At 68.6% G+C, this 17,514-nt stretch carries 18 protein-coding genes; 10 read left to right on the forward strand and 8 right to left on the reverse strand.

From position 1 onward, the window contains the following. The first annotated feature begins 8 nt into the window (after window positions 1–8). Genes CJ177_RS36865 through CJ177_RS36875 form a run of 3 tightly spaced genes read left to right on the forward strand, consistent with a single transcriptional unit; the run spans window position 9 to window position 2,604 of the window. Complete coding sequence (locus tag CJ177_RS36865) at window positions 9–1,142, forward strand: lipase family protein (RefSeq protein ID WP_061044211.1); 1,134 nt, start codon at window positions 9–11, stop codon at window positions 1,140–1,142. A gap of 56 nt (window positions 1,143–1,198) precedes the next feature. After that, on the forward strand, window positions 1,199–1,936 hold the full coding sequence (locus CJ177_RS36870) for a FadR/GntR family transcriptional regulator (protein WP_037181344.1): 738 nt from the start codon (window positions 1,199–1,201) through the stop codon (window positions 1,934–1,936). Then, window positions 1,933–2,604 (forward strand): sterol desaturase family protein, encoded by a 672-nt coding sequence (locus tag CJ177_RS36875; protein ID WP_095870126.1) that lies wholly within the window; start codon window positions 1,933–1,935, stop codon window positions 2,602–2,604. Before CJ177_RS36870 ends, CJ177_RS36875 begins: the two co-directional genes overlap by 4 nt. Before the next feature lie 61 nt (window positions 2,605–2,665). Here the strand turns inward: CJ177_RS36875 and CJ177_RS36880 are convergent, their stop codons facing one another. The 4 genes from CJ177_RS36880 to CJ177_RS36895 are packed head-to-tail and all read right to left on the reverse strand — an operon-like array spanning window position 2,666 to window position 6,478. Continuing rightward, window positions 2,666–3,415 (reverse strand): succinate dehydrogenase/fumarate reductase iron-sulfur subunit, encoded by a 750-nt coding sequence (locus tag CJ177_RS36880; RefSeq protein ID WP_095870127.1) that lies wholly within the window; start codon window positions 3,413–3,415, stop codon window positions 2,666–2,668. A 1-nt stretch (window position 3,416) separates the two neighbouring features. Next, the gene (locus tag CJ177_RS36885) at window positions 3,417–5,351 is read right to left on the reverse strand and encodes a fumarate reductase/succinate dehydrogenase flavoprotein subunit (protein WP_005247564.1); all 1,935 of its coding nucleotides are present in this window, start codon (window positions 5,349–5,351) and stop codon (window positions 3,417–3,419) included. A gap of 21 nt (window positions 5,352–5,372) precedes the next feature. Next, window positions 5,373–6,197, reverse strand: coding sequence for a hypothetical protein (locus CJ177_RS36890; RefSeq protein ID WP_005247566.1), 825 nt, complete (start codon window positions 6,195–6,197; stop codon window positions 5,373–5,375). Continuing rightward, entirely contained in the window at window positions 6,194–6,478 is a 285-nt protein-coding gene (locus CJ177_RS36895; protein WP_005247567.1) for a hypothetical protein, read from the reverse strand. The genes CJ177_RS36890 and CJ177_RS36895 overlap by 4 nt, the downstream gene beginning before the upstream one ends. A 173-nt stretch (window positions 6,479–6,651) precedes the next feature. Here CJ177_RS36895 and CJ177_RS47695 point away from each other — a divergent pair, with 173 nt between their 5' ends. Both CJ177_RS47695 and CJ177_RS47700 read left to right on the forward strand, forming a co-directional pair. Continuing rightward, the gene (locus CJ177_RS47695) at window positions 6,652–7,038 is read left to right on the forward strand and encodes a VOC family protein (RefSeq protein ID WP_025432862.1); all 387 of its coding nucleotides are present in this window, start codon (window positions 6,652–6,654) and stop codon (window positions 7,036–7,038) included. A gap of 25 nt (window positions 7,039–7,063) precedes the next feature. Then, window positions 7,064–7,438 carry a VOC family protein gene (locus CJ177_RS47700; RefSeq protein ID WP_025432863.1) on the forward strand — a complete coding sequence of 125 codons (375 nt, stop codon included), beginning with the start codon at window positions 7,064–7,066 and terminating at the stop codon, window positions 7,436–7,438. Between the two features lie 10 nt (window positions 7,439–7,448). Here CJ177_RS47700 and bioD read toward each other — a convergent pair whose 3' ends face one another. Both bioD and CJ177_RS36910 read right to left on the reverse strand, forming a co-directional pair. Continuing rightward, window positions 7,449–8,144, reverse strand: a complete 696-nt coding sequence (gene bioD, locus CJ177_RS36905; protein WP_005247569.1) for a dethiobiotin synthase — start codon at window positions 8,142–8,144, stop codon at window positions 7,449–7,451. Beyond that, complete coding sequence (locus CJ177_RS36910; RefSeq protein ID WP_095870128.1) at window positions 8,141–9,292, reverse strand: 8-amino-7-oxononanoate synthase; 1,152 nt, start codon at window positions 9,290–9,292, stop codon at window positions 8,141–8,143. The genes bioD and CJ177_RS36910 overlap by 4 nt, the downstream gene beginning before the upstream one ends. A gap of 68 nt (window positions 9,293–9,360) precedes the next feature. On the opposite strand from CJ177_RS36910, the gene CJ177_RS36915 reads away from it, so the two are divergent. From CJ177_RS36915 to CJ177_RS36930, 4 genes are read left to right on the forward strand one after another with little or no spacing between them, the layout of a single operon-like run. Beyond that, entirely contained in the window at window positions 9,361–10,656 is a 1,296-nt protein-coding gene (locus tag CJ177_RS36915; RefSeq protein ID WP_005247571.1) for an adenosylmethionine--8-amino-7-oxononanoate transaminase, read from the forward strand. Window positions 10,657–10,707: 51 nt separating this feature from the next. Beyond that, window positions 10,708–12,963: a glycogen debranching protein GlgX gene (glgX, locus tag CJ177_RS36920; RefSeq protein ID WP_025432864.1), complete on the forward strand. Its 2,256-nt coding sequence runs from the start codon at window positions 10,708–10,710 to the stop codon at window positions 12,961–12,963. A 13-nt stretch (window positions 12,964–12,976) separates the two neighbouring features. Then, a complete protein-coding gene (gene treY, locus CJ177_RS36925; protein WP_095870129.1) occupies window positions 12,977–15,334 on the forward strand; it encodes a malto-oligosyltrehalose synthase in 2,358 nt (785 codons plus the stop codon). 54 nt (window positions 15,335–15,388) lie between these two features. Continuing rightward, window positions 15,389–16,330 carry an NADP-dependent oxidoreductase gene (locus CJ177_RS36930; protein WP_061044206.1) on the forward strand — a complete coding sequence of 314 codons (942 nt, stop codon included), beginning with the start codon at window positions 15,389–15,391 and terminating at the stop codon, window positions 16,328–16,330. A gap of 10 nt (window positions 16,331–16,340) precedes the next feature. Here the strand turns inward: CJ177_RS36930 and CJ177_RS36935 are convergent, their stop codons facing one another. Next, the gene (locus CJ177_RS36935; protein ID WP_005247575.1) at window positions 16,341–16,967 is read right to left on the reverse strand and encodes a TetR/AcrR family transcriptional regulator; all 627 of its coding nucleotides are present in this window, start codon (window positions 16,965–16,967) and stop codon (window positions 16,341–16,343) included. A 91-nt stretch (window positions 16,968–17,058) separates the two neighbouring features. Next, the gene (locus CJ177_RS36940; RefSeq protein WP_005247576.1) at window positions 17,059–17,247 is read right to left on the reverse strand and encodes a DUF1918 domain-containing protein; all 189 of its coding nucleotides are present in this window, start codon (window positions 17,245–17,247) and stop codon (window positions 17,059–17,061) included. A 109-nt stretch (window positions 17,248–17,356) separates the two neighbouring features. Between CJ177_RS36940 and CJ177_RS47705 the strand changes: the two genes are divergently transcribed. Further along, window positions 17,357–17,506: a hypothetical protein gene (locus tag CJ177_RS47705; protein ID WP_005260252.1), complete on the forward strand. Its 150-nt coding sequence runs from the start codon at window positions 17,357–17,359 to the stop codon at window positions 17,504–17,506. Window positions 17,507–17,514 lie beyond the last annotated feature (8 nt).

Raw genomic sequence — 17,514 nt, forward strand, 5'->3', positions numbered from 1 at the left:
CGGACGCGATGACGTCTTCGCTCGGCCGCCGCACCGGAACGGTTCTCGCGGCGGCACTCGCACTGTCGCTCCTCGGCGCGCCCGCCCCGGCTGCGGCACAGACTGCGGGCGGCGATCCGGGTGCCGTCGTCGTCGCGACGCCGGTGGCGCCGGACGCGCGGCCGCCGGGCGTCGCCGACGCCACGTACGTCACCTACTGGACGACGGGGCCGATGAACGAACCCGCGCTCAGCACCGGCGCGGTCCTGCTGCCCCCCGGTGAGGCGCCGCCCGGCGGGTGGCCCGTCGTGTCCTGGGCCCACGGAACGGTCGGCATCGCCGACAAGTGTGCGCCGACGGTGACGGGAAAACTCGTCGGGCCGTACGTCCAGCACTGGCTCGACCAGGGCTACGCCGTCGTCGCAACGGATTACGTCGGCCTCGGCACACCCGGCGTGCACCCCTACCTGGACGGCCCGACGGAGGCGCACAGCGTGATCGACATGGTGCGCGCGGCGCGGACCGTCACGCCGTCCCTGTCGAACCGGTGGGTCGCGATCGGCCAATCGCAGGGCGGTCACGCCGCTCTCGTCGCCGCCTCGATGGCCACCACCTACGCACCCGACCTCGACTTCCGCGGCACCGTCGCCACCGGCGCCCCGTCCAATCTGGAGAACCTCGCACCGCTCGTCGGCCCCGGATTCCCGCAGCTCCCCCTCACCGGGAGCACGGTGTTCGTGGCGTACGCGCTTGCCGGATTGCGTGCGTCGCGACCCGACCTCGACATCGACAGCTACCTCACACCGCTCGGCGTCGACGTCCTGAATCGCGTCGAATCGCTCTGCTACGAGGAGGCGGCCCCGCAACTCGACGGCATCTCGATCGGACAGTTGATGTCCCGCCCCCTCGACGACCCGGCGGTCCTGGCGGCGCTTCGTATCACGCTGGGAGTTCCCGTGCGGGGCTACGACCGGCCGCTGTTCATCGGACAGGGACTGTTCGACGACGTCGTCCCCATCCCCCTCACCTGGAAACTCACGGCCGACCTCGCCGCGAACGGGCAGCAGTTCGTGTTCCGGACGTATCCGACCGGCCATCTCTACACGATGCCGGCGTCCCTGCCCGACACCAGCGCGTTCGTCCGGAGTCTTTTCGGCTGGTGACATCCACTGGTAAGATCACTTGACCTCTTACCTGTCGCCGCCCTAGTGTCGTGGTCATGATGTTCGAGCCGATCGCACGGAAATCCGCCTCCACCGAAGTCTTCGACCAGATCACCGCGCGTGTGCTGGGCGGCGACCTCGCCGCCGGCGACGCCCTGCCGAGCGAACGACGCCTGGCCGAAGCCTTCGGGGTGTCCCGGCCCGCGGTCCGGGAAGCGATCCAGAAGCTGGCCCAGGCCGGACTCGTCGAGGTCCGGCAGGGCGACGCCACCTCTGTGCGCGACTTCCGGCAGCACGGCGGGCCCGAATTGCTGTCCCAGCTGCTGGTCCGCGACGGTGTACCCGATTGGGCGGTGGTCCGCAGCGTCCTCGAGGCCCGGCGGATGATCGGCGTGCAGGTCGCCCGGCTCGCCGCCGGCCGGGCGACCGACGAGTCGGGTGCCGCTCTCCGCGACGCCGTGGATCGTCTCGCCTCCGACAGCGACCCGGTCGCGCAGCAGGTCGGCGCCCTGGCCTTCTGGGAGCGCGTGGTCGACACGGCCGATTCCATCGCATTCCGGCTCATCTTCAACAGCCTCCGCAACGCGTACGAACCGACCATGACGGCGATGGCCGCCGTCATGGTCGCGGAAGTCGGCCGCACCGACCTGTATTACCAGCTGGCCGAGGCGATCTCCGCCCACGACGAGGTCGCCGCGGCCCAGACCGCCACCACCCTCCTCGACCTCGGCTCGGCGGCCGTGACCGCCGTGATCGATGCACTGCACCAACACGATTCGGAGAAGGACACATGACCACGAAACCTCCCGCCGATCGCCGCCAGCGCAGGTCGATCACCCTCCGCGACGCCGCAGACCAGTTCCGTCGCCACCCCTCCCCGTGGATGATCGGCGGCATGCTGGTCGCCGCGGTGGCCGCCCGCCTGATCGTCGGCGACTGGCAGCCGACCGATGCCGTGCTTCCGCTGGTGATGCTGGCCGTGTTCCCGTTCGCCGAATGGGTCATCCACGTCTGCATCCTGCACTGGAAGCCCCGAAAGGTCCTGGGCCTGACCGTCGATTCACTGCTCGCCCGGAAGCATCGCGAGCACCACGTCGATCCCCGCGACGTGCCACTCGTCTTCATCCCGTGGCAGACACTGACGTGGTTGATCCCGGTTCTCGTGGCCCTCGCGCTGTTCGCGTTTCCGCGCACCGGCCTCGGACTGACGTTCCTCGTCGTGCTGAGCGTCCTGGGTGTCCTGTACGAGTGGACGCACTACCTCATCCACAGCGACTACAAGCCGAACTCCCGCCTGTACCGCGCGATCTGGCGCAACCACCGCCATCACCACTACAAGAACGAGCACTACTGGTTCACCGTCACCACCTCGGGCACCGCCGACCGGATCCTGGGCACCGACCCCGACCCCGAATCGGTCGAGAAGTCGCCCACTGCCCGCAACCTCCACGCCGTGCGCTGACGCGCCTGTGAGTACTTGTCAACGTCGGGCGGTTAATAAGTACTCACGGGCGCCGGAGGCGCTATCCGCGGCGAAAGAGCTTGTTGCCCAACCAGACGATGGGGTCGTACCGTCGGTCGACCACCCGCTCCTTCATTGGAATGATGGCGTTGTCGGTGATCTTTATCCCTTCGGGGCACACCTCGGTGCAGCACTTGGTGATGTTGCAGAGCCCGAGGCCGAACTCTTCCTGAGCCGCCTCCCGACGGTCGGCCGTGTCGAGTGGATGCATCTCCAGTTCGGCGACGCGGATGAAGAAGCGGGGCCCGGAGAACGCCGGCTTGTTGTCGTCGTGATCACGGATGACGTGACAGGTGTTCTGGCAGAGGAAGCACTCGATGCACTTGCGGAATTCCTGCGACCGTTCGACGTCGATCTGCTGCATCCGGTACTCGCCCGGCCCGAGCCCCGGCGGCGGGGTGAACGACGGGATCTCCCGCGCCTTCGCGTAGTTGAACGACACGTCGGTGACGAGATCCCGGATGACCGGGAACGCCCGCAGCGGCGTGACCGTCACCACCTCGTCTTCCGTGAACGTCGACATCCGCGTCATGCACAGCAGCCGTGGCTGGCCGTTGATCTCCGCGGAACACGAACCACATTTGCCCGCCTTGCAGTTCCATCGCACCGCCAGGTCCGGGGTCTGCGTCGCCTGCAACCGGTGGATGATGTCGAGCACCACCTCACCTTCGTTGACGGGAATGGAGTAGCCCTGGAGGGCGCCGCCGTCGGCGTCGCCGCGCCAGACCCGGAACTGCGCGTCGTAACCCATCTCAGGCCTTCCTTCCCGGGTGTTCCGCGAGTTCGGCGTCGGTGTAGTACTTGGCCAGTTCGTCGATGTCGAAGAGCTCCAACAGCTCTGCGCGCATCGGGAGCTGGGGCTCGCGGGTAACGGTGACGTCCGGCACCACCGAATCGGGATGCGCGGACATGTCGCCGACCACGCTGCACACCAGCAGGGTGTTGCGCCACTCGGCCTCCATGCTCGGGTGGTCGTCGCGGGTGTGCCCGCCGCGACTTTCCGTGCGCAGCAGTGCCGCCTGCGCGACGCATTCGCTGACCAGCACCATGTTCCGCAGGTCGACGGCGAGGTGCCATCCCGGGTTGAACTGCCGGTGCCCCTCGACCTCCACGCCCCCGATGCGGCCCTTGATCTCCGTGAGTTTGTCCAGGGCGCGAACGATCTCGTCTTCCTTCCGGATGATGCCGACGAGGTCGTTCATGGTCTGCTGCAGTTCGGTGTGGAGCGTGTACGGGTTCTCGGTGGTACCGCCCTCCCCGACCGCGGGATCGAACGGCGACAACAACATCCGCGCCGCCGCATCGACGGCGTCCGCGGAGACGACCGGCCGTTCCTGCAGCGACTTGACGTACTCCGCCGCCCCCAGTCCGGCGCGACGCCCGAACACGAGGAGGTCGGACAGTGAGTTGCCGCCGAGCCGGTTGGAGCCGTGCATCCCGCCCGAGCACTCCCCCGCAGCGAACAGACCCGCGACGCTGGAGGACCCGCTGTCGGGGTCGACTTCGATGCCCCCCATCACGTAATGGCAGGTGGGCCCGACCTCCATCTGCTCCTTCGTGATGTCGACGTCCGCGAGTTCCTTGAACTGGTGGTACATCGAGGGCAGCCGCCGGACGATCTCGTCGGCGGGCATCCGCGAGGCGATGTCGAGGTACACGCCGCCGTGCGGGGTCTGCCGTCCGGCCTTGACCTCGGAGTTGATGGCGCGGGCCACCTCGTCGCGGGGCAGCAGATCCGGTGTGCGGCGGTTGTTGTCGGAATCCTTGTACCAGCCGTCGGCCTCTTCCTCGGTCTCCGCGTACTGCCCTTTGAAGACCGGTGGGATGTACGAGAACATGAACCGCTCGCCCTCGGAGTTCTTCAGGACCCCGCCGTCGCCGCGGACGCCTTCCGTCACGAGGATGCCCTTGACGCTGGGTGGCCACACCATGCCGGTGGGGTGGAACTGCACGAACTCCATGTTGATGAGGTTGGCGCCTGCGCGCAGGGCGAGGGCGTGACCGTCGCCGGTGTACTCCCACGAGTTCGACGTGACCTTGAACGACTTGCCGATCCCGCCGGTGGCCATCACGACGGCCGGCGCCTCGAACAGGACGAAACGTCCACTCTCGCGCCAGTATCCGAACGCACCCGAGATCCGGTCGCCGTCCTTGGTCAGCTCGGAGATGGTGCACTCGGCGAAGATCTTGATCCGTGCCTCGTAGTCGCCGGTGGCGGCGAAATCTTCCTGCTGCAGCGACACGATCTTCTGCTGCATGGTGCGGATCAGTTCGAGTCCGGTGCGGTCACCGACGTGGGCGAGCCGCGGATACGTGTGACCGCCGAAGTTGCGCTGGCTGATCCGGCCGTCGGGGGTCCGGTCGAACAGGGCGCCGTACGTTTCGAGTTCCCACACCCGGTCGGGAGCCTCGCGGGCGTGCAGTTCGGCCATTCGCCAGTTGTTGAGGAACTTGCCGCCGCGCATCGTGTCCTGGAAGTGGGTCTGCCACGTGTCCTTCTCGTTGGCGTTTCCCATCGCGGCGGCGCAGCCACCCTCCGCCATGACCGTGTGTGCCTTGCCGAACAGCGACTTGCAGACGACGGCGACGGACAGGCCCTGTTCCCGGGCCTCGATGACCGCTCGCAGTCCGGCGCCGCCGGCACCGATGACCACGACGTCGTACTGGTGCCGTTCGACTTCCGTCATTCCACTCCCTCTTCGGTGAAGTCAGTTGATCAGGCGCAGGTCGGAGATGGTCCCGCTCGCCACGAGCATCACGTAGAAGTCGGTGACGATCAGTGTGGCGAGGGTGGTCCAGGCGAGCTGCATGTGCCGGGTGTTCAGTGTGCTGACCCAGGTCCAGAGCCGGTATCGGATCGGGTGCTTGGAGAAGTGGGTGAGCCTGCCGCCCGTGACATGCCTACAGGAATGGCACGAGACGGTGTACGCCCAGAGCAGGATCACGTTGCAGACCATGACGAGTGTGCCGAGCCCGATTCCGAATCCGCCGTCGGCGCCGTGGAACGCGCGGATCGCGTCGTACGTGTTGATCAGCGAGACGACGAGTGCGACGTAGAAGAAGTAGCGGTGTGCGTTCTGGACGATCAGCGGCAGGCGCGTCTCCCCCGTGTAGGTTCGATGGGGCTCCGCGACCGCGCACGCGGGCGGCGAGAACCACACCGACCGGTAGTAGGCCTTGCGGTAGTAGTAGCAGGTGAGCCGGAAGCCGAGCAGGAACGGCAGCACCAGGAACCCGAGCGGGATGATCATCGGCAACTCGCCGATGGGTGTCCCGAAGTCGCTCGAACCGGGCACGCACGAATCGCTCAGGCACGGCGAGTAGAACGGCGTCAGGTAGTGATAGTCCTCGACGAAGTACGCGGTGCGGACCCACGACCGGACCGATGCGTACACCACGAAGACGGACAGGCCGAGCACCGTCAACAGCGGGGCCAGCCACCACCGGTCGGTGCGGAGCGTGCGTTCCGCGATCCGGGCACGCGTCGGCGCCCCCACACCGGCACTTTCGGGATTCTTCGGCGGCGCGCTCATCCGCGCTCGTAGTGGAGCCCGCCCAGCCCCTCGTCATCGACACCGAGCCACATCGACGCGTCGTACGGGGTGTCCGACACCTTGATCCGCTCCACCGGTTCGCGGTGGACGACGTTCGGTGGCGAGGAGTCGAGGTCCCGCGCGTCGATCTCGAGCCGCTCCAGATCGTTGCTCAGTCGCCGCACGGATGCGGCGTCGCCGTACATCGATCGCAACGAACCGACAGCGCGCCGAAGGCGGTCGATGGTGCGATTCAATTCGAGCATTTCGGAGGTCGACATGTGACCCCTCCCAACCCAGCCGGATGTAGCCGTGACACGAATCACACTACCGACATTCGGAGGGGACGGTGCAGCTTTCGGAACCTCGGAAACTCCGTGGCGATGAATTTCGCGGGGCGGCCGAGTCCATATCTGCAGGACCACCGACAACGCACACCCACCGGGAGGACATCATGGCCGACGCCACGATCGGAAGCATCCTGCTCGCCAGCACTCACCCCGACCGACTACGGGACTGGTATACCGCGGCATTCTCGCCGAAGGTCGAACGCACCCCCGGCGAGCCGGGCTACGACGTCCTCGACTTCGACGGCTTCTACATCATGCTCGACCGGCGTGACGACGTCGGCGACACGAATCCCGAGCCCGGACGCGTACTCCTCAACGTCGAGGTCACCGACGCGCGCGCCGCAGCAGACCGGATCGACGAACTCGGCGCGACGTGGCTGTCCCCGCTCGAGGATCGTGACGGCAGCTGGTTCGGCACCACGGTGGACCCCGACGGCAACTACGTCCAGATCATCCAACTCAGCGCGCAGGCGCGGGCCGAGATGTCCTGACCGACTGCACGGAAAGAGAACAGACATGTTGAGCAATGCGCGAGCATTCAGCGGATTCGCCGTCGACGACATCGCCGCGGCCAAGTCCTTCTACACCGACACCCTGGGCCTCGAGGTCACCGAGGAGGAGATGGGCCTGCTGGGCCTGCATCTCCCGAAGGGCCCCGTGGTGCTGATCTACCCCAAGCCCGACCACACGCCGGCGACGTTCACCATCCTGAACTTCGCCGTCGACGACGTCGAGAAGGCTGTCGACGCGCTCACCGAGCGCGGGATCCGGTTCCTGCGGTACGACGGTTTCGATCAGGACGACAAGGGAATCATGCGCGGCAACGGTCCCGACATCGCCTGGTTCACCGACCCCGCAGGCAACGTGTTGTCGGTGCTCGCCGAATCCTGACGGCACGAGCTCAGAGCCCCGTGAGCGTCGCCTTCAGCCAAGTGTCGTCGAACCACGTGGACGCGGCCGCGCCGAACGACGCGGAGCCGAGGCGCCCGCTGCCCGCGGGCACCGAGCCGACGACGTCGACCCCGGTCACGGCCGGCAGGTCGTCGAGATTGCACCGCTCGGCGAGCCCGGGCTCGTCCGGCCACGACCCGATCACGGTTCCGGCGCAGGCGAGACCGGCCGACGACAGTGCCCGGATCGTGAGCTCGGTGTGATTGAGCGTGCCGAGGCCCGCCGCGGCGACCACGACAGCCGGTGCGTCGAGGGCGCGCGCGAGATCGACGAGCGTGAAGCCCTCGGCGCCCAATCGCACCAGCAGGCCGCCCGCACCCTCGACGAGCACCAGATCGTGCCGGTCGTCGAGTGCGCGGACCGTCTCGACGACGTCGGCGAACCGCAGCATCGGCTGTCCACTGCGCCGGGCCGCGGTGTCGGGAGCGAGTGGTTCGGGGTAGCGAGCGAGTTCCACCACCGCCGTGACGCCGGACAGTCTGGTGACCTCGGCCAGATCGCCCGGTTCTCCCGGGGCGACGCCGGTCTGCGCGGGCTTGCACACCGCCACGGACAGGCCGGCCTTGCGCGCAGCCGCCGCGAGCGCCGCCGTGACCACCGTCTTACCGACGTCCGTCGACGTGCCGGTGACCACCAGGATGCTCACGCCGAGGCTCCCGCCAGGACGTCGGTCAGCACGGCTTCGATCCGCGCCAGTTCGTCCGCGTCGAGCGTCGCGCGCGCGGTGAGCCGCAGACGCGACGTGCCCTCCGGCACCGACGGGGGCCGGAAGCAGCCGACGTGCAGTCCCTGTTCGCGGCAGGAGGCGGCGGCGTCGACGGCGCGTTGCGGGTCGCCGAGGATCACGGAGACGACGGCGGACTGGGGTGTCCCTGCGCCGGTGAACCGCGCGAGATCCCGCGCACGGTCCAGGACCGACTCGGCACGGTGCGGTTCCCGCCGCAGAACGGCGAGCGCCGCCCGCGCCGCGCCGACGGCCGCGGGCGCCAGTCCGGTGTCGAAGATGAACGTGCGCGCGGCGTCGACGAGATGCGCGCGCACCTTCTCCGACGCCAGCACCGCACCGCCCTGACTGGCCAGCGACTTCGACAGCGTGGCCGTGACGACGATGTCGGGTTCGCCGGCGAGCCCCACCTCGTGCACGAGTCCGCGGCCCCCTGTGCCGCGGACTCCGACGCCGTGCGCCTCGTCCACGACGAGGAACGCCCCGTGGTCGCGGCACACCCGGTGGAGGTCGACGAGGGGTGCGAGATCACCGTCTGCGCTGAACACCGAATCGGTGACGACCAGCGCCCGCTCCTCCGGCCGGGTGGCCAGTGCGCTGCGGACGAAGTCGAGATCTGAGTGCGGTGCGACGGCCACGCGGGCCCGGGACAGCCGGCACGCGTCGACCAGCGACGCGTGGCTACCCGCGTCGGAGACGATCAGCGATCCGGCGCCGGACAGCGCGGTGACGGCACCGAGGTTCGCGGTGTACCCGGAGGAGAACACCAGCCCGGCCTCGGCACCGACGAACTCGGCGAGTTCCGTCTCGAGCAGTTCGTGTTCGGTGGTCGATCCCGTGACCAGACGCGAGCCGGTAGCCCCCGCACCCCACCGGCGCAGCGCGGTCATCGCGCCGTGCAGCACCTCCGGGTGCCGTACGAGTCCGAGGTAGTCGTTGGACGCCAGATCGATGAGCGCGTCGCCGGGCGTGCGTGGACGCAACTCGCGGCGCAGTCCAGCGGCGCGCCGCTGGTCCTCGACGTCGTCGAGCCAGGTGGTGAAGGTGCGGTCGGTACTCACCCCCGGCACGATACGCGACTTGAACGGTGTTCAACCCGGGTGGGCCCGGTTTTCTTCGGGTGGCTAGGGTCGAGACCGTGACCTCCCCGAGCCTGTCCGTCGACGACATCACGTCCCTCGATGCCTCGCTGCTCTGGCATCCGTACGGCGCCTTCCCCGCCTCGACCACCCCGCTCGTGGTGGCCGAGGCGAGCGGGACGCGCCTCACTCTCGCCGACGGACGTGAACTCGTCGACGGCATGAGTTCGTGGTGGGCCGCGGTCCACGGCTACCGGCATCCCGTCCTCGACGCGGCAGCGACGGCGCAGCTCGGGCGGATGAGTCACGTGATGTTCGGCGGGCTCACCCACGAACCGGCCGCGCGGCTGGCCCAGCTGCTCGTGGAGATCACCCCGGACGGACTCGACAAGGTGTTCCTCGCCGATTCCGGTTCGGTGTCCGTCGAGGTCGCCGTCAAGATGTGCCTGCAGTACTGGCGCAGTCGCGGCAGGCCGGAGCGACACCGGTTGCTCACCTGGCGCGGCGGGTATCACGGCGACACGTTCGCCCCGATGAGCGTCTGCGACCCGGACGGCGGCATGCACTCCCTGTGGACGGACGTCCTGGCACGGCAGGTCTTCGCGGGACCTCCGCCCCGCGAGTTCGACCCGCGGTACGTCGCGGAGTTCGAGCGTCTGGTTGCCTCGCACACCGACGAGCTGGCGGCCGTCATCGTGGAACCGGTGGTGCAGGGCGCCGGTGGTATGCGCTTCCACGACCCCCGGTACCTGTCGGAGCTGCGGCGGATCTGCGACGAGCACGGGCTGCTGCTGGTGTTCGACGAGATCGCGACCGGATTCGGCCGCACCGGCGAGCTGTTCGCCGCGGACCACGCCGGCGCCCGACCCGACATCATGTGCGTCGGCAAGGCCCTCACCGGCGGGTACATGACCCTCGCGGCGACGCTCTGTTCCACCGACGTCGCCGAGACCATCAGCGCCGGGGACGCCGGCGGGCTGATGCACGGTCCCACGTTCATGGCCAACCCGCTCGCCTGTGCCGTCGCGGTGGCGTCGATCGAACTCCTGCTGTCGCGCGACTGGCGAGGCGAGGTCGAGACCGTGCGCCGCGAACTCGAATCGGGACTCGCACCGGCCCGGGAACTCCCCGGTGTCCGGGACGTCCGGGTGCTCGGCGCGATCGGCGTGATCGAACTCGCCGAACCCGTCGACATGCGGGCCGCCACCGAGGCGGCGGTGGCCGCCGGGGTGTGGTTGCGGCCGTTCCGGAACCTGATCTACGCGATGCCGCCGTACGTGTGCACCAGCGAGGACGTGCGGAAGATCACAACCGGAATGCTTGCTGCCGCACGAAGCTCCACCCCGGGCCGCTAGCCCGCTCTCGTCGAGCTGAGAGCGACGCGAACGCGGGCTAGTGTTCTCGATATGGAAGCAAGCGAGTCGACCGGCACCACGCCCATTCCCGTGTGGCCCGGCAGCGCCTACCCCCTGGGCGCCACCTACGACGGGGCCGGGACGAACTTCTCCTTGTTCTCCGAGGTCGCCGAGGCGGTCGACCTGTGCCTGATCGCGAAGGACGGCACGGAGACGCGCGTGCGCCTCGACGAGGTCGACGGCTACGTGTGGCACGCGTACCTGCCGACCGTCGTTCCCGGTCAGCGGTACGGGTACCGGATCCACGGTCCCTGGGATCCCGCGGCCGGGCACCGCTGCGACCCCAGCAAGCTCCTCCTCGACCCCTACGGCAAGGCGTTCGACGGCGAGTTCGACGGAGACCGGTCCCTGTTCTCCTACGACATCGACGCGCCCGCCGAGCCCGCCCCGGAGGAATCGGAGGATGCCGTCGAGATCGTCGACTCGGACGACGACATCGAGGCCCAGGACGACGCCGAGCTCACCGCGGAGCCCGAGGACATCTCGACGCCGGGACTGCCCGGACACGACTCGCTCGGCCACACGATGACGACGGTGGTGATCAACCCGTTCTTCGACTGGGCTGCCGACCGCGCACCGAAACACCCGTACCACGACACCGTGATCTACGAGGCCCACGTCAAGGGCATGACGGCGACGCATCCCGGTGTGCCGGAAGAGCTTCGCGGCACGTATGCGGGCCTCGCGCATCCGGTGATCATCGACCACCTCGTCGACCTCGGTGTCACCGCGATCGAACTGATGCCGGTACACCAGTTCATGCACGATCAGACGCTGCTCGACAAGGGACTGCGGAACTACTGGGGCTACAACACGTTCGGCTTCCTCGCCCCGCACACCGGGTATTCGTCGGCGGAGAAGCCGGGCGCCGCGGTGTCGGAGTTCAAGGCGATGGTCCGCTCGTTCCACGAGGCGGGCATCGAGGTCATCCTCGACGTCGTCTACAACCACACCGCCGAGGGCAACCACCTCGGTCCGACCATCTCGTTCCGCGGCATCGACAACGCCGCCTACTACCGGCTCGTCGACGGCGACGCCGAGCACTACATGGACTACACGGGCACCGGGAACAGTCTCAACGCCCGGCACCCGCACACGCTGCAATTGATCATGGACTCGCTGCGGTACTGGGTCACCGAGATGCACGTCGACGGATTCCGGTTCGACCTCGCGTCCACGCTCGCCCGTGAACTGCACGACGTCGACCGGCTCTCCGCGTTCTTCGACCTCGTCCAGCAGGATCCGATCGTCAGCCAGGTCAAGCTCATCGCCGAACCGTGGGACATCGGCGAGGGCGGGTACCAGGTGGGCAACTTCCCGGGCCTGTGGACGGAGTGGAACGGCAAGTACCGGGACACGGTCCGCGACTACTGGCGCGGCGAACCCGCGACGCTCGGCGAATTCGCGTCCCGGCTCACCGGCTCGTCCGACCTCTACGAGGCGACCGGGCGCCGCCCCGGCGCGAGCATCAACTTCGTCATCGCCCACGACGGGTTCACCCTGCACGACCTGGTGTCGTACAACGAGAAGCACAACGAGGCCAACGGCGAGGGCAACAACGACGGCGAGAGCCACAACCGGTCCTGGAACTGCGGTGTCGAGGGACCGACGGACGATCCGGAGATCCTCGATCTGCGCGGGCGGCAGAGCCGCAACATCCTGGCCACCCTGCTGCTGAGCCAGGGGACGCCGATGCTGGCACACGGCGACGAGATGGGCCGCACTCAGCAGGGGAACAACAACGTGTACTGCCAGGACTCGGAACTGTCGTGGATGGACTGGTCGCTGGCGGACTCCAACGCCGACCTGGTCGAGTTCACCAAACGGGTGATCGCACTGCGCATGAAGAATCCGGTGTTCCGTCGTCGCCGGTTCTTCGAGGGCACCCCCATCCGCAGCGGTGACCAGACCCGCGACATCGCGTGGCTCACCCCGGCCGGTGAGGAGATGACCCCCGAGGACTGGGACAGCGGTTTCGGGAAGTCGCTGGCGGTCTTCCTCAACGGCGAGGGCATCCCCGAACCCAACCACCGCGGTGAGCGGGTGGTCGGCGACTCGTTCCTGCTGTGTTTCAACGCGCACGACGAGGAGATCGAGTTCTCCACGCCGAATTCCGATTACGCCGACGAATGGGCGGTCGTGCTCGACACCGCCGTCCCGACGGGGGCGAAGGAAGCGGTGATCAAGGCCGGGAATCCGCTGCAGGTCGAGGCCCGGTCGCTGGTCGTGCTGCGCCGGACCGCCTGAGCCGGGGACGACGATGTCGATCACGGCCACCTACCGACTGCAACTACGCGGTGACTGCTTCACCCTGGCGGACGCCGCCGCCGTCGCCGACTACCTGGACGACCTCGGGATCTCCCACGTCTATCTGTCGCCGATCCTGACGGCCACGACCGGATCGACCCACGGTTACGACGTCACCGACGTGACCCGCGTGTCCCCGGCGCTCGGTGGGCGGGAGGCGCTGGCCGCGCTGTCCCAGGAGTTGCGTGGCCGCGGCATGGGCATCGTCGTCGACCTCGTCCCCAACCATGTGGGTGTCGCGAATCCGCGGGAGAACGCGTGGTGGTGGGACGTCCTCACGCACGGTCGCCGCTCCGAGTTCGCCGCCTTCTTCGACATCGACTGGAGCGACGACAACGGCGCGGGCGGGCGACTCGCGCTGCCCGTCCTCGGATCGGACGCCGATCTCGACTCCCTCACCGTCGACCGCTCGGGACCCGAGCCGCTGCTCGCGTTCTACGAGCACCGGTTCCCGATCGCCACCGGCACCGACGCAACCGACCCGCAGGCGGTGCACGACGCGCAGTCCTACCGCCTGGTCCCGTGGAACTCCGCGCTCATCGGATACCGCCGATTCTTCGCGGTCAGCGAGCTGGCCGGTATCCGACAGGAAGACCCGCAGGTGTTCGAGGCGTCGCACCGCGAACTGCGGAGCTGGGTGGCGGACGAGTTGATCGACGGAGTGCGCATCGACCATCCCGACGGGTTGTCCGATCCGGCCGAGTATCTCGACCGGCTGCGCGGGCTGATCGGCGCGGACCGGTGGCTCGTGATCGAGAAGATCCTCGGTCACACCGAACCACTGGACGACCACCTGCCGATCGCGGGCACCACCGGCTACGACGCACTGGCCGAACTCGGCGGCGTCTTCGTCGACGCGTCGGGAGCTCCCGCGCTCACTGCCCTGTCGGCGTCCCGCACGGGTGCCCGGGGTGACGCGACGTGGATTCACGAGCACGAAACCGCGATCAAACGTGACGTCGCCGGAACCATCCTCGCCCCGGAGGTCCGGCGCCTCGTCCGTGCGATCCGCGCGGAGACCGGCACCGACTGCAGCGATGCGGACCTGCGCGACGCCGTCATGGCCGTCGTCGCGGCCATGCCCGTGTACCGGTCCGACTACAGTCCGCTCGCCGGGCTGGCGAAGCGCGTGATCGGTGACGTCCTGCGGCGTGAACCGCAACGGTCCGACGCGCTGTCCGCCCTCGCCGCCGCCCTGATCGCCGGCGGTGAGGCGGCCACCCGATTCCAGCAGGTGTGCGGTGCGGTGATGGCGAAGTCCGTGGAGGACTGCCTGTTCTACCGCACCGCCCGGCTGGTGTCGCTGCAGGAGGTGGGTGGCAATCCGGCGAACGTCGGCGTCTCCCCCGCCGAATTCCACCTGGCCGCAGCCGAGCGAGCCACCCGGTGGCCGCGGGCGATGACGACTCTCTCGACGCACGACACCAAGCGCGGGGAGGACGTCCGGGCCCGGATCGGCATCCTGTCGCAGGTGCCGGACCTGTGGGCCGAATGCGTCGATCAGTGGGAACGCATCGCACCCAGCCCCGATCCCGTCACCGGACTGTTTCTGTGGCAGAACCTGTTCGGGGTGTGGCCGGTCGACGGCCGCGCCGCGGGCGACGTGCCCGACTTCCGCGACCGCGTCCACGCCTACGCGGAGAAAGCGGTCCGTGAGGCCGGGACCCGGACGTCGTGGCACGACGTGAACGAAGACTTCGAGAGCGACCTCCACCGCTGGCTGGACACGGTGATCGACGGCACGGTCGGGAAGGCGCTCGGTTCGCTGTGCACCCAGCTGGCCCCGCACGCCTGGTCGGACTCGCTCGGCCAGAAGCTCCTGCAGCTGTGCGGACCGGGGATCCCGGACGTGTACCAGGGAACCGAGCTGTGGGAGGACTCGCTCGTCGACCCGGACAATCGCCGTCCCGTCGATTACGACGTGCGACGGAGCGTGCTCGCGGGACTCGGCGCTCCTCCGCTCGATGCGACGGGCGCGGCGAAGATGCACGTCGTCCGCACGGCTCTGCGCCTGCGCCGGGAACGTCCGGACAGTTTCGTCGGCGGGACCTATGCGCCGGTCTTCGCGTCGGGAACCGCGGCGGAGCATCTGATCGGTTCCGCCCGCGGCCCCCGGGGGTCGTCCGCGGACGTCGTGGCGCTGGCCACCCGCCACACCGTCGGCCTGGAGCAACGCAGCTGGGGCGACACCACCGTTTCCCTCCCGGACGGCACCTGGACCGACCTGCTCACGTCCGCGACGTACGCCGGCGGCCGAGTCGACACCGCGAGACTGTTCTCCCGGTATCCCGTTGCGCTTCTGGCCCTGTGAGTACTTCCTAACCGCCCGCGGTTAACAAGTACTCACAGGGGTACTGGCTCTGGTATGTCGCGACGCGTGGTTGCCCGGGCGTACGGAGGGCCGGAGGTCCTCGCGGTCGTCGACGCGGAGGCTGTGAATCCCGCCCCCGGCGAGGTGGTGATCCAGGTTCGCGCCATCGGGGTCAACCCTTTCGACTACAAGCTCTACAGCGGCGCGTTCGGCGCCGACCCGGACGCCCTGCCCATGCGGCTGGGTAGCGAGGCCGCGGGCGTCGTCGCCGAGGTGGGTGACGCCGCGGCGGGACCGGTGGGCCCGATCTCGGTGGGTGACGAGGTGATCGTGTATCCGGTGTCCGAGTCGTACGCGGATCGACTTGTCGTGTCCGGTGATTCAGTGATCCCGAAGCCGGCGTCGTTGCCGTGGAACGAGGCTGCCGGACTTCTCGCGGTGGGTGCCACCGCGGTCGACACCCTCGACACGGCGAACGTCGGCACCCGCGACCTCCTGCTCGTGCACGGAGCGGCCGGCGGCGTGGGGTCGTTCGTCGTGCAGTTGGGGCGGGCCCGCGGTGCCACGATCATCGGCACGGCGCGCCCCGAGCACCACGACTACGTCCGCTCGCTCGGCGCCGCCCCCGTGTCCTACGGCGCCGGCCTGAGCGATCGGGTCCGCGTCCTGGCACCGGACGGGGTGGACGCCGTCATCGACACCGCGGGCAGCGACGAGGCGATCGACGTCTCCGTGGAACTGGTGCGGGACCGGTCGCGGTTGGTGACGACCGTCCCGGGTCCGAGGCCGGCCGAAGCCGGTTTCCGAGTCGTGGGCGCGCTGGGGCCGGAAGGGATGGAACCGCGTAAGCGGGCCCGCGTCTTCCTCGTCGACCTCGCCGGCAACGGCGACGTTCGGGTGCGCGTCGCGCGCACGTACGCACTGTCCGAGGCGGCGCGCGCTCACGCCGATCTTCGGAAGCCGCACGCGGCGGGCAAATTCATCCTGCTGCCGTAGGCGCGCCCCATCAGTGGAGCAGACTCGCCCGGATTGTGGCTTTCACCCAGTTCCGGTACTCGTCGACGTCCCACCCGCACTGCCGGCGCAGCATGGAGTACACCTGCGGCGACACGACCGTGAACAGCACGTCGGCGGCCCGCTGGACGGAGATCTCGGGACGCAGCAGTTCGTGCGCGGCGAGTCCCTCGGCGAGCGTCATCGCATTCTCGGCCGAGGCCCGCGCGCCCTCGTCGGCGAACCGCCGCATGTCGTCGTCCGCTCCCGAGGATTCGATCGACGTCGTCATCAGGGTCCCGGCCCGCTCCAGGACGTCGGTGCTGAATCCCACCATCTGGTCGAGGATCCGTTCGACCGGGTCGCCGTCCCGGGGCACGGGCGTGTGGGCCGCGGCGGCATCACCCTCGATGGCCGCGTGAAGTACCTCGTGGAACAGTTCCGCCTTGCCACCGGGGAACGCGGTGAACACCGTGCGGGTCGACACCCCGGCGGCCTCGGCCACGTTCCGCACCGTCGTGCTGACGTATCCCCGGTCGATGAACAGCCGGGCCGCGGCGTCCCGGACGAGGAGACGGGTCCGGCGCGCCGATTCCGCACGCAGCGGAGAACTGTAGGGCCTCTTGGCGGATTCGGGCATGGACTCACGATAGACGCATTCGATACATCAATCGTGCAACCGATATGGCACAGCGATTCGCCACACATCGACCAGGCGAAACGCCCGATACCTACGACTTAGGATGTTCCACCCAGGCATCGGATCCGGGAAACACGAGCGCCTCGTGGCCGTCGTCGTACCGGACGAGATAGGGCGGTTCGCCGTTCTCTCCGTGTACCTCCACGACCTCGGCGGTCGTCTCGTGCACTCCGACCACCCTGCCCTGAACGTGCAACCGGTCTCCCACTGCTACGTGCATGACTGCTCCTCGCGACGTTCGAGTCCGTACTCTCAGCTTGCTACTTCCGGAACCGGGGCGAAAGGGCCGACTCGCCGCCATCTCTGCCGGCGTGTGCCATCGTGGGGACATGGCTACGTATCGATACCTCGACAAGGACCGTAACGTGCTCGAGGAGCAGGACTTCGGCACCGTGCAGGACGCCGAGGAACACCGGTTGTCCGTTCTCGGCGCCGAGATCATCGAGGAGGTCGAGGACTCCGGCACGCCCGAGAGCTGACTGTCCTG

This window comes from Rhodococcus sp. ACPA1, from assembly GCF_002300195.1.
GTDB classification, from domain to species: Bacteria; Actinomycetota; Actinomycetes; order Mycobacteriales; family Mycobacteriaceae; genus Rhodococcus_F; species Rhodococcus_F opacus.

Coding starts and splice junctions, on each gene's coding strand:
- CJ177_RS36865 (WP_061044211.1), top strand. CDS start 9: ATGACGTCTTCGCTCGGCCGCCGCACCGGAACGGTTCTCGCGGCGGCA.
- CJ177_RS36870 (WP_037181344.1), top strand. CDS start 1,199: ATGATGTTCGAGCCGATCGCACGGAAATCCGCCTCCACCGAAGTCTTC.
- CJ177_RS36875 (WP_095870126.1), top strand. CDS start 1,933: ATGACCACGAAACCTCCCGCCGATCGCCGCCAGCGCAGGTCGATCACC.
- CJ177_RS36880 (WP_095870127.1), bottom strand. CDS start 3,415: ATGGGTTACGACGCGCAGTTCCGGGTCTGGCGCGGCGACGCCGACGGC.
- CJ177_RS36885 (WP_005247564.1), bottom strand. CDS start 5,351: ATGACGGAAGTCGAACGGCACCAGTACGACGTCGTGGTCATCGGTGCC.
- CJ177_RS36890 (WP_005247566.1), bottom strand. CDS start 6,197: ATGAGCGCGCCGCCGAAGAATCCCGAAAGTGCCGGTGTGGGGGCGCCG.
- CJ177_RS36895 (WP_005247567.1), bottom strand. CDS start 6,478: ATGTCGACCTCCGAAATGCTCGAATTGAATCGCACCATCGACCGCCTT.
- CJ177_RS47695 (WP_025432862.1), top strand. CDS start 6,652: ATGGCCGACGCCACGATCGGAAGCATCCTGCTCGCCAGCACTCACCCC.
- CJ177_RS47700 (WP_025432863.1), top strand. CDS start 7,064: ATGTTGAGCAATGCGCGAGCATTCAGCGGATTCGCCGTCGACGACATC.
- glgX (WP_025432864.1), top strand. CDS start 10,708: ATGGAAGCAAGCGAGTCGACCGGCACCACGCCCATTCCCGTGTGGCCC.
- treY (WP_095870129.1), top strand. CDS start 12,977: ATGTCGATCACGGCCACCTACCGACTGCAACTACGCGGTGACTGCTTC.
- CJ177_RS36930 (WP_061044206.1), top strand. CDS start 15,389: ATGTCGCGACGCGTGGTTGCCCGGGCGTACGGAGGGCCGGAGGTCCTC.
- CJ177_RS36935 (WP_005247575.1), bottom strand. CDS start 16,967: ATGCCCGAATCCGCCAAGAGGCCCTACAGTTCTCCGCTGCGTGCGGAA.
- CJ177_RS36940 (WP_005247576.1), bottom strand. CDS start 17,247: ATGCACGTAGCAGTGGGAGACCGGTTGCACGTTCAGGGCAGGGTGGTC.
- CJ177_RS47705 (WP_005260252.1), top strand. CDS start 17,357: ATGGCTACGTATCGATACCTCGACAAGGACCGTAACGTGCTCGAGGAG.